The 15,090-nt window shown below is 45.2% G+C and carries 11 protein-coding genes; 7 read left to right on the forward strand and 4 right to left on the reverse strand.

The annotated features are described in order from the left end of the window. Nucleotides 1–16: 16 nt before the first annotated feature. Nucleotides 17–523 (forward strand): TIGR03546 family protein, encoded by a 507-nt coding sequence (locus tag ACAY30_RS04015; protein ID WP_290250726.1) that lies wholly within the window; start codon nucleotides 17–19, stop codon nucleotides 521–523. A gap of 11 nt (nucleotides 524–534) precedes the next feature. Further along, the gene (locus tag ACAY30_RS04020) at nucleotides 535–2,304 is read left to right on the forward strand and encodes a TIGR03545 family protein (protein WP_290250725.1); all 1,770 of its coding nucleotides are present in this window, start codon (nucleotides 535–537) and stop codon (nucleotides 2,302–2,304) included. Between the two features lie 176 nt (nucleotides 2,305–2,480). On the opposite strand, the gene srmB is transcribed toward ACAY30_RS04020, so the two are convergent. Further along, nucleotides 2,481–3,758 (reverse strand): ATP-dependent RNA helicase SrmB, encoded by a 1,278-nt coding sequence (gene srmB, locus ACAY30_RS04025; RefSeq protein WP_290250724.1) that lies wholly within the window; start codon nucleotides 3,756–3,758, stop codon nucleotides 2,481–2,483. Between the two features lie 116 nt (nucleotides 3,759–3,874). Further along, entirely contained in the window at nucleotides 3,875–4,402 is a 528-nt protein-coding gene (gene fldB, locus ACAY30_RS04030; protein WP_290250723.1) for a flavodoxin FldB, read from the reverse strand. A 567-nt stretch (nucleotides 4,403–4,969) separates the two neighbouring features. On the opposite strand from fldB, the gene dsbC reads away from it, so the two are divergent. The 5 genes from dsbC to ruvX all read left to right on the forward strand — a co-directional run bounded on the left by dsbC (nucleotide 4,970) and on the right by ruvX (nucleotide 11,040). Continuing rightward, entirely contained in the window at nucleotides 4,970–5,683 is a 714-nt protein-coding gene (gene dsbC, locus ACAY30_RS04035) for a bifunctional protein-disulfide isomerase/oxidoreductase DsbC (RefSeq protein ID WP_290250722.1), read from the forward strand. 100 nt (nucleotides 5,684–5,783) lie between these two features. Next, on the forward strand, nucleotides 5,784–7,502 hold the full coding sequence (gene recJ, locus ACAY30_RS04040) for a single-stranded-DNA-specific exonuclease RecJ (protein ID WP_290250721.1): 1,719 nt from the start codon (nucleotides 5,784–5,786) through the stop codon (nucleotides 7,500–7,502). Between the two features lie 118 nt (nucleotides 7,503–7,620). Beyond that, nucleotides 7,621–8,718 (forward strand): peptide chain release factor 2, encoded by a 1,098-nt coding sequence (gene prfB, locus ACAY30_RS04045; protein ID WP_290250720.1) that lies wholly within the window; start codon nucleotides 7,621–7,623, stop codon nucleotides 8,716–8,718. A gap of 16 nt (nucleotides 8,719–8,734) precedes the next feature. Then, complete coding sequence (gene lysS / locus ACAY30_RS04050; protein WP_290250719.1) at nucleotides 8,735–10,273, forward strand: lysine--tRNA ligase; 1,539 nt, start codon at nucleotides 8,735–8,737, stop codon at nucleotides 10,271–10,273. 326 nt (nucleotides 10,274–10,599) lie between these two features. Next, a complete protein-coding gene (gene ruvX / locus ACAY30_RS04055) occupies nucleotides 10,600–11,040 on the forward strand; it encodes a Holliday junction resolvase RuvX (RefSeq protein WP_290250718.1) in 441 nt (146 codons plus the stop codon). Nucleotides 11,041–11,067: 27 nt separating this feature from the next. On the opposite strand, the gene ACAY30_RS04060 is transcribed toward ruvX, so the two are convergent. Together ACAY30_RS04060 and ACAY30_RS04065 are read right to left on the reverse strand one after the other, a co-directional pair. Continuing rightward, nucleotides 11,068–12,999 carry a GGDEF domain-containing protein gene (locus tag ACAY30_RS04060; RefSeq protein WP_290250717.1) on the reverse strand — a complete coding sequence of 644 codons (1,932 nt, stop codon included), beginning with the start codon at nucleotides 12,997–12,999 and terminating at the stop codon, nucleotides 11,068–11,070. A gap of 2 nt (nucleotides 13,000–13,001) precedes the next feature. After that, on the reverse strand, nucleotides 13,002–14,963 hold the full coding sequence (locus ACAY30_RS04065) for a diguanylate cyclase domain-containing protein (protein WP_290250716.1): 1,962 nt from the start codon (nucleotides 14,961–14,963) through the stop codon (nucleotides 13,002–13,004). Between the last annotated feature and the right edge of the window lie 127 nt (nucleotides 14,964–15,090).

Raw genomic sequence — 15,090 nt, forward strand, 5'->3', positions numbered from 1 at the left:
CTAATAAGGAATGTTTATGCTCACGATGCTTGCTAAATTGTTTAAAGCATTAAACTCGGAAAGTTCAACAGCTCAAATCGCCCTAGCAATAGCACTCGGTATGGTTGTTGGACTCACACCCACCTACAGCTTACACAATCTGATACTACTTTTGGTGGCGTTTGTATTGCGCATAAACTTGTCGGCGTTCTTTTTATCGGTGGCTTGCTTTTCTTTGTTGTCGCTTGCATTCGGCCCAGTATTTGCTCTGGTAGGAGAGGCGTTACTGACCCAACCGTCATTGCAGGTGTTTTGGCAGGGGCTTTACCAATACGATTTATTTAAATTGGCCAGTCTACACCACACCCTGACGTTAGGGGCGCTGCTGATTGGCGTGGTGTTGTTCATACCGGTGTATCTGTTGAGCAAGGTGCTGGTGCAGCGCTATCGTCAACACATGAAGGCATTTGTCGATCGATTTAAATTAATACGCATGTTAAAAGGCTCACGCTTTTATCAAATTTACCAAGGACTTAACTCATAAGGAGTACTGTAATGTCGCGTTATTTTCGCTGGCAAGGGCTATTGGGGTTCATCGCTGTAGTGGCCTTGTTGTTACTGATTTTATTTGTTGCCGCTCCCAGCTTAGTTAAGTTATCAATTGAAAAAACAGGTGCGTGGTATTTTGGCGCGGAAGTTAATGTTGCTGATGTGGATATTAGCTATCACCCGTTAACCGTTTCAATAAGCGATTTGGCGATAACTGACAACACTCAACCACAGCGCAATGTAGTCGTTGCCAAACAGGTATCAGCGACAGTTGACTGGTGGCAGTACCTATTTGGTCGGATCATTGTCGATGAGTTGGTTGCTCGCTCAGTGGCCTTTAATACTGAACGTGCTAAGCCTGGTAAGGTCTATCGAGATGCTGATATCGGTGTTGTTGAGTCATCGAAAGAGTATGTAAGGCAACAGCTTCCAGCAATCGATCTACAACTACCAAATATTCAACAACTGTTAAACAACAGTGATTTACAAACCGTAAAGGCAAGTCGTCAGCTTGAGCAAGTTTATCAACAACAGCAGCAAATGCTGACATTGATACCTCAGCAACTGCCAGATAAACAAACCTTGGCTTCGTACCAGCAAGATATTAAGCAACTCGTTGATAGTGACGTAAAGTCAGTCAGTGATGCACAGCGCATTCAACAACAACTCGAGCAACTTAAAAGTCAAATAAAACGAGATAAAAGCGCAATAAGCAGTGCCAAGCAGCAGGTGAAAGACGCCAAACGAGAGCTAAGCGAAGCTTTGGTACAGGTGAAAAATGCACCGGCGAATGATTGGCAACAGTTGAAAAGCACTTATCAGTTAGATGTTATTGATAGCGCTGACTTTGTTCATATTTTGTTTGGTGAGCAAGCGCGTAGTTATTATCAAACAGCGGTTGATTTGTATCAAAAAGCGGCCCCGCTTATCGCCAGTGAAAACACGCAACAATCTGTCGTTCCCACATCGGTTGGTCGCTATGTTCACTTTAGCGAGGATACGCCTTTACCGAATTGGTTGGTTAAAAAGGCCAATCTAGAAGTGGTGTTATTACAAGGTAGCTTTGATATCAATATTACTGAGCTAACGAGTCAGCATTGGTTGCGCAATCAACCTACGCAATTGACAGTCGATGCCACACAATTGCTCGGTGAAGGCTCGGCCAACCTCAAAGCGAGTTTGTTTAACGGTACTAACAAGGTCGATTTTTTTGGCGATTACCAGTTTGCTAAACTACCAATAAACGAATTGATACTCAGACAGCAAGACGCATTTTCGCTCAGTTTACAAGACGCTCTGATGCAGGGCCAAGGCGACTTTTCAATCAATCAAACAGGTATCAACAGCAGCAGTGAGCTGACGTTGACAGAGGTGAGTTATGCCGGCAGTGCAACCAATAAGATCGGGCAAACACTGCTCAATACGCTGCAACAAGTTAATCGCTTTAGCACCGAGGTAACATTGACTGGTGAGCTTGATGCGCCGACGATGCGAGTGACATCCGACTTGGATAATGTCATTGCAAAATCGGTGAACAATCAACTGCAAACTGAGCTAACAGCGTTTCAAGCAAGATTACAGCAGGGGTTACAAGATAAGACCGCAGGGGCATTATCGCTATCAAATGAGCAAGCAGCGTCACTTGCTCAGCTAGACACACTGCTAGCCGATACAGATACCGCATTAACCCAGTTGTTAGAAACTAAGGTAACCGATAGTCAGAAGCAAAAACTAGAAGACAAGCTGAAGAAAAAGTTAGGTAAATTATTTGATTAAACCTATTTATCGGTTAAGCCGTCTGCCAGCTTGTGATTGCGTGATTTACTGATAAGTTGGTGTGGTACAAATACAACAACCTAAACAACAAAGTGCGCTAATCGAGCTAAAAAAAAGCGACCTAATGCTATGCAGTAGGTCGCTTTTTTAAACGTCTCATATCGGCGAACTTAGCGTTACGCCTTGCTTGCCTTTTTACGTGCTTTTTTGTCTTTTTTGCGTTTCTTGGCCAACTTTTGCTGGCGGGTTAAGCCTGCGTTCTTTTTAACCTTAGCCTTGGCTTTGCTCTTGGTTTTAGTCGGGATGCGTGCTTCTTTGTGCAGCGGTCGCAAGCCTTCGATGACACGGCGTTGCAAACGCTGGTCGGTGAAGCGCTCAATCTTGCCTAAGTACGCCATGTCATGCGCTTCAACGAGTGATATCGCGGTGCCTTTTTTTCCAGCGCGACCGGTGCGGCCAATGCGGTGCACGTAGATATCGGCTTTGCGCGGTAAATCAAAGTTAATGACATGGGTCACATCATCAATATCAAGTCCTCGTGCAGCAACGTCGGTAGCCACTAAAATATTGACTTCACCATTTTTTACTCGCGCAACGGCATTGTTGCGTTTATCTTGCGGCATTTCACCCTCAAGCCAAGCGTTGGCCAAACCTTCGCCTTGTAACTTGCCTGATAAAAACTGCACAGTTTCTCGTTTATTGGCAAAAATTACTGCTCGTTTGACTGACTCATCTTTAAGCGCAGCAATCAATAAATCAACCTTGTGCTGCTTGTTGTCAGCTAAGTGGATCCACTGATGCGTTTTGGCTTTTTCTTTGCGCGAAGGGTCTGATTCGAGATATACCGGTTCGTCTAAGATTTCTTTGGCAAAACGAATAATACCTGCACCCGCTAATGTTGCCGAAAACAGCAGCGACTGTTTACGCCATCTCGCTTCGCCTGCGATGCGGTGAATATTTTCACTAAAGCCCATGTCGAGCATGCGATCGGCTTCATCGAGGACTAAAATCTCAACTTCACGCGCATCAAATTGCTCATTTTCAATGTACTCGAGTAAACGCCCTGGCGTCGCAATTAAGATATCGGTCGTTTTGGTTAAAATTTCTTTGTGCGAGCCGTAATTAACACCGCCGGTAATCAAGCCTATTTTTATGTCGGTTAATTGCGTTAACAGCTTGGCTTGTTCGAAAATTTGCGTTGCTAATTCACGCGTCGGAGCCAAAATTAGTACGCGAGGAAAGCCCGGCTTAGTGCGCGGGTAATCGAGTAAGTGCTGGGCACACGGCAAGATAAACGCCGCGGTTTTACCCGTGCCTGTTGGCGCCGAGGCGAGAACATCTTTACCTGCCATCGCTTCGGGTAAAACTAACTGTTGAATAGATGTAGGCTTTTTGAAGCCTGCTTTATCGCAGCCGCCAACTAACGCATCATCGAGATCAAATTGTGCAAACATAAAAGGGAAGACCTTAGACCACTATGGGTATTTGTTTTACAAGTATATCGTAATTTTTGTGATTGACCTTGTTGGGTAAATATCTCCAGTGGATATTGATATTTGCCCAACTCATATTAATTTTCGTCGAGAATTTGTTGTAGTTCGCCCAAGATTTGCTCACACCATTGACCTATGCGTTCGTCGGTGTGGTTGTATTGAGTTTCATCATCTAATGCGAGACCAACAAAGTACTCTGAGTCATCGGTTAACGCCTTTGAGTCGCTAAACTGATACCCTTGATTTGGCCAGTAGCCAATAATTTCAGCGCCACAGCTAATAACCACATCGTGTAACATGCCAAGCGCGTCTTGAAACCACTGGCCATAGCCTTCTTGATCGCCAAGACCAAATAGAGCCACCACTTTGCCGTTTAGATTTAACGCCGCAGCATCATCCCACTTTGATTCCCAATCTTCTTGTAATTCACCAAAATCCCACGTTGAAATACCAAAAATGAGTATGTCGTATTGTTCGCATTGGTTAAGGGGGATATCTTTAATGTTGTGTATATCGACCAGATCTGCCCCTAATGTGGCCTGAATTTTTTCAGCCGCCATTTCGGTGTAACAGGTTGTCGAGCCGTAAAACAAGCCAATTTTCATCGTTAACCAGTACCTTATTTAACAGAGGCGCGATTCTACCTTAAATTTAGCTAAGATCCTATGTTAGCAACAGATAATTACACTAATCGCCATTGCGTCCAAGTTGGCAACGCGATGGCGCGGTGAATGATCAATCTATGGCTATACTAAATAGATTGCTTCACTGGCAAAGCTATTGCCTGATAGGCTCGCGCACCGCTGCAACAGCATGGGCTGTAAATAAAGTCAAAGCGAGTGCCCATGCGGTGGTTGTTATTTTAGCCAAAGCCGCGCATAGATTGTTGGTTTTGCTTGCATTTAGATGTGAAGGCAAGTAGTTTTACGGGCACTTAAAAAAAATGCCGTTACATCGGTTGGCACAATTAGTCCTTCGCAAGAGGAACACATAGCCAAGCTGATGATAATGCAAGACCGATAAATTGATATAGGTGACGTGATAAACCGTTGGCTGAGCTAAACGTTGAATAACAACGTAGAATGCCTCAACAACGTCTTTTGTAGACGGGACTGTTGGTGGGATACGTATTGGTCATCTATCCGTGAGATTTTAGTTGTAAGGTTTTTCCAATGAAAAGTATTAAAAAAGTAGTGTTGTTTGTATCTGCCTTGATGTTGTCGTTGACAGCACATGCAGACAATGAACAAATCAGTAAACAATTCGATAAAGTCGGCCTAAGCGTAGAGTCGGTAACCCCGTCTAAAGTCGATGGCTTGTACGAAGTCTTCACACCGCAAGGCTTGTTTTATGCGTCAAAAGACGGCCAGTTTTTGATTCAGGGCAAGGTGTATCAGTTGCAAGAGCAGGGTATTGTGTCATTAACGGAAAACAGTTTGGCCGCTAAACGCATTGATGGGATGAAACAATTTAACGACTCGATGATTGTATTTCCTGCGGCGGATGAAAAGTACCAGGTGACCATCTTTACCGATCTTACTTGTGGCTACTGTCGTCGCTTACACAATCAAATGCAACAATACAACGAAGCAGGCATTACGGTTCGTTATTTGGCATTTCCTCGAGGTGGTTTAAATAGCCCGTCTTACAACGACATTCGCAGCGTCTGGTGCAGTGAAGACCAACAGTCGGCAATGACTCGCGCTAAGGGCGGTGCTCAAATCGCTCAAAAAGTGTGTGATCAACCCGTTGCTGAACAATACCAATTTGGTCGTAAAATCGGGGTGTCAGGGACACCTGCTATTATGTTGGAAAACGGTACTATGGTCCCCGGTTATAGGTCGCCTGAAGAGCTGAAAGCGCTACTGGATAAACAACGTAGCTAATTAACAGGAAGGGGCAATTAGCCCCTTCTTTTTGAGCTAAAATCAGGCTATTCTTGCCTGAGTTAATATTCCCCACATCGGTTATCTTGATTGGACATATATGGATAAAACAATTCGCCGCCGCGCGCCAAAAGAGAGCAGCTTTGGTGAGCATTTACACCCCATTTTGGCACAGGTTTATGCCAGTCGCGGCATCGTTAGTAGCGAACAACTCGAACATGAATTGCCTCGTATGTTGGCGCCAAGCTTGTTAAAGGGCATTGAGCAGGCTGCCTCATTGTTAATCGACGCGATTCGCGCCAATCAACGCATCGTCATTGTTGGCGACTTTGATGCCGATGGCGCAACCAGTACCGCATTAATGATGGACGGTTTGCGCTTACTTGGCTCGACTAACCACGATTTTATTGTACCGAACCGATTTGAATACGGTTATGGGCTTACGCCAGAGATCAGCGATCTTGCTGCTCAAGCTGGGGCTGAGGTCATCGTTACCGTTGACAATGGCATCAGTTGTCATCAGGGTGTTGACCGCGCCAAACAACACGGCTGTACGGTTATTGTCACAGATCACCACTTACCCAGTGATAAAGCGCCCAATGCTGACGCTATCGTAAACCCGAATCAACACGGTTGTGAATTTCCATCCAAAGCGCTTGCCGGCGTTGGCGTTGCGTTTTATTTGATGCTAATGGTGCGTCAATTGATGCGCAAAGAAAACTACTTTAGTGAGCATCAGCTAGCCGAACCCAACCTCGCGCAATTACTTGATTTGGTGGCGTTAGGTACGGTTGCTGATGTGGTCAGCCTTGATCACAATAACCGGATTTTGGTCGCGCAAGGGTTAAAGAGAATTCGCCATGGCGCGACTCGTCCTGGTATTCAGGCACTAATTGAAATCGCGGGCAAAAACCAACGCAAACTTTGCGCCAGTGACTTTGGATTTGGCCTAGGGCCAAGGCTTAATGCGGCGGGGCGACTTGACGATATGAGTCTTGGCATTCGCTGTTTACTCGCAACCGATATGTATCAAGCGCGAATGATTGCCGCTCAGTTAGACGACTTAAACCAAGAGCGTCGCCAAATAGAGCGCGGTATGCAAGTCGAAGCGGAGCAAATCTTACAACAATTAAACTTTACCAAGGACAGTTTACCCAGTGCGTTAGCACTGTATCAAGATGACTGGCACCAAGGGGTTATCGGCATTGTTGCTGGTCGAATAAAAGAAAAATATCACCGTCCAACCATTGTTTTTGCCCAAGGCGATGATGGGTTTATAAAAGGCTCTGCGCGTTCTATCGTCGGTTTGCATATTCGCGATTTATTGGAGCATATTGATAGCCAACACCCCAATTTGATTGTTAAATTTGGCGGGCATGCGATGGCGGCGGGATTAACCATTGGTGAGCAAGATTTTGAGCAATTTCAACAGTTGTTTAATCAGTATGCGTCAGCCCAGCTAACCGATGATCTGTTGCAAGGCGTGATTCTGTCTGACGGCGAGTTATCAACAGACTGTTTTAATTTAGCATTTGCTGAATTATTGAAAAATGCAGGTCCATGGGGGCAGAGTTTCCCTGAGCCGGTATTTGACAACACGTTTGCGGTTTTACAGCAACGCATTGTTGGCGATAAGCACCTTAAAATGGTGGTACAACAGGGTGACTTAGCTATTGATGCTATCGCCTTTAACGTCGACTTACAAAAATGGCCAAACCCCAACTGTCAGTGGGTGCACATGGCGTACAAACTCGATGTGAATGAATTTCGGCAAAAGCAGAGTCTACAGCTGTTGGTTGAACACATCGAAAGCGCCTAATCACAAGGCGCTTTTTTTTTTACTTTTTTGCCGAAAACGCGCTCGCTGTCTGTATTCTGCGGCTTAGATAAGATACAATGCGCGATTACTATTTATCATGCGACTTTTGTAACTTTTGATGTTTGAAATCAATCCTATACTTAACCAAATTAAGGATATTCGCGAGCGTACCTCTGTGCTTCGCTCATATTTGGATTATGAGCAAAAAGCAGAGCGCTTAACCGAAGTAAACCGCGAGCTAGAGCAGCCCGATGTTTGGAACGAACCCGACCGAGCTCAAGCGTTGGGTAAAGAGCGCAGTGCGTTGGAATTGGTGGTGAAAACCATTGATGATATGGATGCAGGGTGTGAAGACATTGAAGGGCTAGTGGAGTTAGCGGTTGAAGAAGACGATGAAGAAACGTTGACCGAAGCAACGGCTGAGCTTGAAGGATTAGAGCAACAATTGGCAAAACTCGAGTTTCGCCGGATGTTTTCAGGCGAACAAGATGAAAACGATTGTTATCTCGACATTCAAGCAGGCTCTGGTGGCACCGAAGCGCAGGACTGGGCAAATATGCTAATGCGCATGTATCTGCGTTGGGGAGAAGCTCACGGCTTTAAAGTGGAAGTGATGGAAGAAACCGACGGTGATGTCGCTGGCATTAAAGGCTGTACCATCCGCTTTAGCGGTGAATACGCCTACGGCTGGTTGCGCACGGAAACAGGCGTACACCGACTGGTACGCAAATCTCCATTTGACTCTAATGCGCGTCGTCATACCTCGTTTGCTTCTGCGTTTGTGTACCCAGAAATAGATGACAATATTGATATTGATATCAATCCAGCAGACTTGCGCATAGATACGTTTAGAGCCTCTGGCGCCGGTGGTCAGCACGTTAATAAAACCGACTCGGCCATTCGCATTACCCACGAACCAACCGGGGTTGTGGTGCAGTGCCAAAACGATCGCTCACAACACAAAAACAAAGCGCAAGCAATGAAAATGCTACAAGCTAAGCTTTATGAGTTAGAAATTCAAAAGCAAAACGAAGACAAGCAAGCGCTAGAAGAAGGTAAGTCGGATATTGGCTGGGGTAGTCAAATTCGCTCTTATGTGCTTGATGACAGTCGGATAAAAGATTTACGAACCGGCGTTGAGTCGCGCAATACCCAAGCGGTACTCGACGGTGGTTTGGATCCATTTATTGAAGCCAGTTTAAAATCTGGCCTGTAATTTACGAGAAATGACAATGACAGAACAAGTGAAAGACGAAAACAAATTGATCGCTGAACGTCGCAGTAAGTTAGAAAATATTCGCGCTAACTGTGCCGCTAACGGTCACCCAAATGACTTTGTTCGCGAGCACTACGCTGGCGATATTCAAGCTGCTCACGGTCACAAAGACAAAGAGCAACTTGAACAAGACAAGTTAGTGTTCAGTGTTGCAGGTCGCGTTATGGCTAAACGTGGCCCATTTTTAGTATTACAGGACATGTCGGGTCGCATTCAAGCCTACGCCGACAAACAGGTACAAAAAGATATTAAAGCGCGTTGGGGCGTTTTGGATATCGGCGATATCATTGGTGTGACGGGCGAGCTTAGCAAATCAGGTAAAGGTGATTTGTACGTTAATATGCAAGACTATCAGCTATTAACTAAGTCATTGCGTCCATTACCAGAAAAATACCACGGTTTGTCTGATCAAGAAATGAAGTACCGTCAGCGTTACGTCGACTTGATTATCAATCAAGAGACGCGTAACACGTTCGAAATTCGCTCAAAAATCGTCAACGGCATTCGCAAGTTTTTAACTGAGCGTAATTTTATGGAAGTTGAAACGCCGATGTTGCAGACCATCCCTGGTGGTGCGACCGCGAAGCCGTTTGAAACATTCCACAATGCTCTTGATATTGAAATGTTCTTACGCATTGCACCAGAGCTATATCTCAAGCGTCTCGTGGTCGGTGGTTTTGAACGCGTTTTTGAAATTAACCGCAATTTCCGCAACGAAGGTCTTTCAACGCGTCACAACCCAGAATTTACGATGATAGAATTCTATCAGGCGTATGCGACATACCAAGACTTAATGAACTTGACCGAGGAAATGCTGCGCACACTTGCCGAAGACATCCTAGGCGATGCAGTGATTCGCAACACGGTTAAAAACGCTGACGGCGAGGTGGTTGAAGAAAAATTCTACGACTTTGGTAAGCCATTTGCGCGCTTGTCGATGATGGATGCGATTATAAAGTACGCGCCAGAACTAGATGAAGCGGTGATCCGCGATCCTGAAAACCGCTTTGATGAATTACGTGCGATTGCCAAGCAAGTAGGCGTTAAAGAGCCAGAAGGTGAAAACGTTTGGGGCCCAGGTAAGTACTTGTGTGAAATTTTTGAAGAAGTGGCAGAGCATCGCTTAGATCAGCCGACCTTCATTACAGAGTACCCATGGGAAGTATCGCCATTGGCGCGTCGCAACGACGACAACCCGTTTATTACTGACCGCTTTGAGTTTTTCGTTGGCGGACGCGAGCTTGCTAACGGCTTTAGTGAGCTAAATGATGCCGAAGACCAAGCCGCTCGCTTTAGAAAGCAGGTTGAAGAAAAAGATGCGGGTGATGATGAAGCGATGCACTTTGATGAAGATTACATTACCGCGTTAGAATACGGTTTGCCACCTACTGCGGGTGAAGGTATCGGTATTGACCGTTTGGTGATGCTGTTTACAGACTCGCCAACGATCAAAGATGTGATATTATTCCCGCACATGCGACCATTGTCGGAGTAATCTATAGCTCGCCGGTTGGGTAACAACTGGGCGGCGCTTACCCTAATCAAAGGATCTATCTTGTATAGGTCCTTTTTTTTGTGCTCAGTCTAGCTAAAAGGGGGAAGCTGCAAGCTGCAAGCTGTAAGAAGGAAGCTATAAGCTGTAAGGGAAAAAGCTGTAAGGGAAAAAGCTGTAAGAGGAAAAAGCTGTAAGGGAAAAAGCTGTGAGGGGGAAGCTAAGAGCAGAAAGCTGTCGCGGTGCCATCGCTCTGCTAGAGCATTGTCTGCTTTATTCGGTTATACTCTCAGCTCTAATTAAGCGATGAACAAGAATGTAATTTACTTATGACTAAACAGAGCGGCAATCGAACCTTGATGGGGTTTGATTTTGGCACGCGCCATATCGGTGTGGCGATAGGCCAAGAAATTACACAAAGTGCACGAGGTTTAAAAGCGATAAAAGCCCGCGATGGCATCCCAAACTGGGATGATATCGAAAAGCTGTTGAAAGAGTGGCAGCCTGATTTACTGGTGGTTGGGCTACCGTTAAACATGGATGGCTCGGAGCAACCTCTGACTGCCCGAGTGAAAAAGTTTGCCAATCGCTTGCACGGGCGCTTTGGCGTTATCGTTGAATTACAAGACGAACGGCTAACGACAGCCGATGCCAAAGAGCAGTTATTTAGTGACGGTGGGTTTCGCAACCTACAAAAAGACAACATAGATTGTATGTCAGCAGCACTTATTGTGGAGAGCTACATGGCGAGTAACATCGCCAATGGTTAGTGCGAACAGCTTGCGCCAAAACTCACGTTAATTGAGTAAATACCGCTGGCGCTTAATGTATTCCTTAATGCCTTGAGTGTAGCTTTGCGTTGGCTCGATCATGTCGTCGGCGTAGACAAGCGAGATATTACCCCATTGTAACTTGGCGTGATGAAGCGCCTTTTCTGCGTGGCTAAGCATGTCTTGCAGTTGATAGCCGCTAATTTGGTTGTCGCTAATCCCAGAGCTAATAGTGAGTTCTAGTTTAAATCCCGCCACTGCTGTGGTACTGCTATCTAATGCATCTTGGCGTAATTGTTCAGCCAGAACACTCACTTGCTCGGCATCGCTATTGACTAACAATGCCGCAAATTGGTCATTGCCCAACTCGCCGATTAGGGCGTTACCACCAAAGTGATGACGCATGCGCTTGACGGTAAAGCGCAATAGCCTATCGCTAATATCCATACCGTGCATATGGAAAATACGACGAAACATATCAATATTTACCACCACTAAGCTGACATTTTCTTGACCTTGCTTGGCGACCTGTAACTGTTGCTCGGCGCGTTCGATAAATGCGTCTCTCAACAGTGCACTGGTTACATTGGAATAGTTAGCGCGCCGCTTGCTCTGTCTTAAGCGAGCACGGGCAATGCGGTTAAGTCTTAGCAACCAGGCGATGTATTTGAACGAGGCAATTACGGCGATCACCATGATTGCGGTAAAGAGATAACCGCCCCAAACGTGTAAGCTTATATTATTGGCCAGTTGCCGTTCGCTTTCATTGCGTTGCAGGTAGCTGTCAACAGCAACCCACGACTTTTCAATAGAGTGGCTTATGGCTTGATACAAAAGCGCCTTTTCATTTTCTTTACTCAGTACCTGGCGTTTAAACATCAACAGTTGCTGTTGCCTTTCAAAGCGCTGTTTCGCGGTTAAGTTATCCGCTAATTGCACATCTACTTTTAAAGCGCGTAATAACAATGGATGGTTACCGTATTTCGAGCGGTAGTTAAGAACGGTATCAACAAATATTTGCGCCTCACGTCGATTGCCAAACTGGCTGTTTACTTCGGCCATAACCGTGGCATAACGCAATATATTTAAGTTAAAAGCTGCTTGCTGTACGTCTGGCCATGAGCTCGCCAATAGTTGATAGGCTTGATTCAGGTTGCCTTGATCAAGGTACATGTTAGCGTGCATCCATGTTAATTGGTGGCTTACTAGTGGCTCATTGGCTAACGAGCAAAGCTGCATTGCCTCGTCGAAAGTGGCTTCAATGTTGTTGATTTTTTTCAAGGCATAGGATGATTTAATGCGCTCTCGATTTAAAAAGCACATTTGTCTAACGGTCGGCAATTCCCCGTCGGTTGTAAATAACTGTTCATAGATATCAAGCGCTTGCTGATACTGATGCACATCGTTGTAAAACATCATGAACGTCGTTATTGCATTGACATAAATACCGTTGCGGTGCTTGATTGACGCCATTGACTGTTTTGCCGTCATATACATAGCCGTTGCCATACGGTAGTCTTCTTGTAGCAAGTGCAGTCGCAGCATTTTCGCGTTGGCGCGCAAGCGAAAGTAGGGGTCATTTGACGCGGTATTACGCGCGTGCATGGCGATGGCTTGATCGTATTGTGCGTTAATAGACAAGTGATACGCTTTGAGGAAGTAATACTGCTCTGTTTGTCGCTGCGTCATTCGATTTAGATTGTTTTCAATGCGCTGTAACAATGCCTCACTGCGACTTACATCGCTACTGCGCACGTCAAGCGCTTCGTGAATTAAATCATCGATTTGTTCTTGATAGATAAGATTCTTTATCGGGCTATTTGCTGACACATTAAAGGCTAGCACTATACTCAATAGTGCGAACAGGGCTAACTTAGCCAATGTGTTGTAGCCGCTAGCAGAGCAAAATATCACCGGCGAACGACAGAAAAAACGAATCATAGAGGTATATTGAAGCATCGTCATAGTCCCTTATTTCGCGTGAACGTATGACGCTCGGTCCAATCGGCGCTGAACAAGGCGATATTACTTTTTGCTTCGGGCCATTGTGCTCGGCTAACGGCCATATTCATGTCGGTGAAAAAGTACTTGGCACTTGAGTTACTTTGCACACTGTCACTGATGCCTATGTATAGTGTTACATCACTTTTGCTATAACCAAGTTTTTCAAGTAGCTGATAAAACTGTTGTTCAACAGCTCGCGCAATACCGTGCATCGATGCCGTTAAAATATCATAGCGCACCAAGATAAACTCATTACTTCCGGCACGGGCAATATGGTGTTTATTATCGGTATATTTAGCCAGTAACTTACCAACTTGGATAAGGAGTTCATCGCCTTTTTGATAACCGTGCGTTTCGTTCAGTCGACGCAAGCCCTGTAATCTCAATTGCATACCGGCGTAGTGTACACTTTGATTTGGGTCATTCACATCTATGTGAGCAACCTCTTGATACACGTAGTGTCTAGATAATAGCTTGGTAAGTGGATCTCGTGTCCAAGCATTTCGCTGTTGCAAGATTAATTGGCGGATATGCATTTGTCGACTAAACACCAGCAGCGAAAGGAGCGCGATCACCACAAAGGTTACTCCCCAATAGAGCATGGTCGAATTAAGGTGGTGTAACAGCGACGACTGGCGTTCAACCTCTTCACGGGTAGCCAGTAAGTCATTGGCCTTGCGTTGCTCAATAATCTTCAAGGCGTTGATATTAAGCATGACGTTGCTCAGTTGTCGTTGCCGTTGCAAATCAATATCTAACTCGTCTTGTTGCGTTGTAAGGTAAAGATTTTGAATGCTAAGTGCTTTGTCATATTGCTGGTGCTGATAAGCAAAATTAGCTAAGCGCTCAAGTGCGTACTCTCCGGTAAATGGCAGCAAAGGCATTGACTTAATTGTTTGCCACGCATTATCGGCGACGTCTTTTGCATCGTCAATCAGCTGGCGTTGCTGATATATTTCGGTCATTTGTAGGTAATAACTCAGATGCAGTGTTTTTAGAGGTTGGTTAAAGATGACCAATTTATAATGTTTGAGTAACGCCAAAGCTTGTTCGGTTAACCCGTGAGCGTTAAATATTCGCGCCGCATCGGTAACCAGCAATGTGGTAAAACTCAGTTCACCAAGAGCAACACAGTGTTCAGCAAGGTCGTGAATGCGTCGTTGGTTGTAGTCGTTAAAGGAAAAATGCATATCGATAAGGTCAATAAACACTTGCTTTTGACATTGCTCTTGTTGATTGAACAAGGCTCGATCGAGCAGACTTTGATATAATTTAGCGCCGTCAACGTTGCCGTTGCGCAACAAAAAAAAGCTGATCGCACTGTACATATCATTGCGCTGATGCGGTGTTAACTCACTTTCATTAAGCTCAATCAGTTTGGTTAATGCCGAATATCCAGCAAAAGAGTTACCACTTAGCAAACTAAGCTGTACGCGTTTAACTAAACTCGCCACTTGAATATCGTTAAAAGGCGACTTAGACAAGGCAGAGTAGATAGGTAATGAACGGGTTATGTTTTGCTGAGTTTGCCAAAGCCAATTGGCTTGATGAAGCCATTTTCGATGTTGAGAATACAGCTCAAGGCGCGACAAATTAGTATGTTCACTAGCGTTGTGAAATTTGTTTGTAGGCGCCAGAAGTAGTGGCGTAGATTGCTCGCTACTTGCCAACTCAATCGGGTGTGACCACTGTTTGATGTCAAGGGCACTGCTTGCGGAGCTGATTGAGCGAGCCAAGGGGGACACTGGAGCACTTAGTGCTGCATTTGCTACGAAGGCAGTTAATGCCAATAGGGTTAAGTTACACACCAATCGGGTTAATCGCCAACTGAAGCCAGTGTGTTTACGCGTACACTCACCAGTGGTTAATAAACCATTGGTTGCGTTAAATCGGCATTGCTCTGTGTACTTTACTAACATCTATTACATTCAGGTCTGTGGCTAGCCAACAATATCGGCAATCGCTTTACTCGGCGCTTTAATTGGCGTTAACGTGAAACGGGCACAAGTGTATCACGTCGTGCATTGTAACGGGTAACTATTACCG

Origin of the sequence: Thalassotalea ponticola (genome assembly GCF_041379045.1) — a bacterium.
Lineage (GTDB): Bacteria > Pseudomonadota > Gammaproteobacteria > Enterobacterales > Alteromonadaceae > Thalassotalea_A > Thalassotalea_A ponticola.

What these genes read in the sequence shown, in the direction of transcription:
- ACAY30_RS04015 (WP_290250726.1), top strand. Translation starts at nt 17, where the DNA reads ATGCTCACGATGCTTGCTAAATTGTTTAAAGCATTAAACTCGGAAAGT.
- ACAY30_RS04020 (WP_290250725.1), top strand. Translation starts at nt 535, where the DNA reads ATGTCGCGTTATTTTCGCTGGCAAGGGCTATTGGGGTTCATCGCTGTA.
- srmB (WP_290250724.1), bottom strand. Translation starts at nt 3,758, where the DNA reads ATGTTTGCACAATTTGATCTCGATGATGCGTTAGTTGGCGGCTGCGAT.
- fldB (WP_290250723.1), bottom strand. Translation starts at nt 4,402, where the DNA reads ATGAAAATTGGCTTGTTTTACGGCTCGACAACCTGTTACACCGAAATG.
- dsbC (WP_290250722.1), top strand. Translation starts at nt 4,970, where the DNA reads ATGAAAAGTATTAAAAAAGTAGTGTTGTTTGTATCTGCCTTGATGTTG.
- recJ (WP_290250721.1), top strand. Translation starts at nt 5,784, where the DNA reads ATGGATAAAACAATTCGCCGCCGCGCGCCAAAAGAGAGCAGCTTTGGT.
- prfB (WP_290250720.1), top strand. Translation starts at nt 7,621, where the DNA reads ATGTTTGAAATCAATCCTATACTTAACCAAATTAAGGATATTCGCGAG.
- lysS (WP_290250719.1), top strand. Translation starts at nt 8,735, where the DNA reads ATGACAGAACAAGTGAAAGACGAAAACAAATTGATCGCTGAACGTCGC.
- ruvX (WP_290250718.1), top strand. Translation starts at nt 10,600, where the DNA reads ATGACTAAACAGAGCGGCAATCGAACCTTGATGGGGTTTGATTTTGGC.
- ACAY30_RS04060 (WP_290250717.1), bottom strand. Translation starts at nt 12,999, where the DNA reads ATGCTTCAATATACCTCTATGATTCGTTTTTTCTGTCGTTCGCCGGTG.
- ACAY30_RS04065 (WP_290250716.1), bottom strand. Translation starts at nt 14,963, where the DNA reads ATGTTAGTAAAGTACACAGAGCAATGCCGATTTAACGCAACCAATGGT.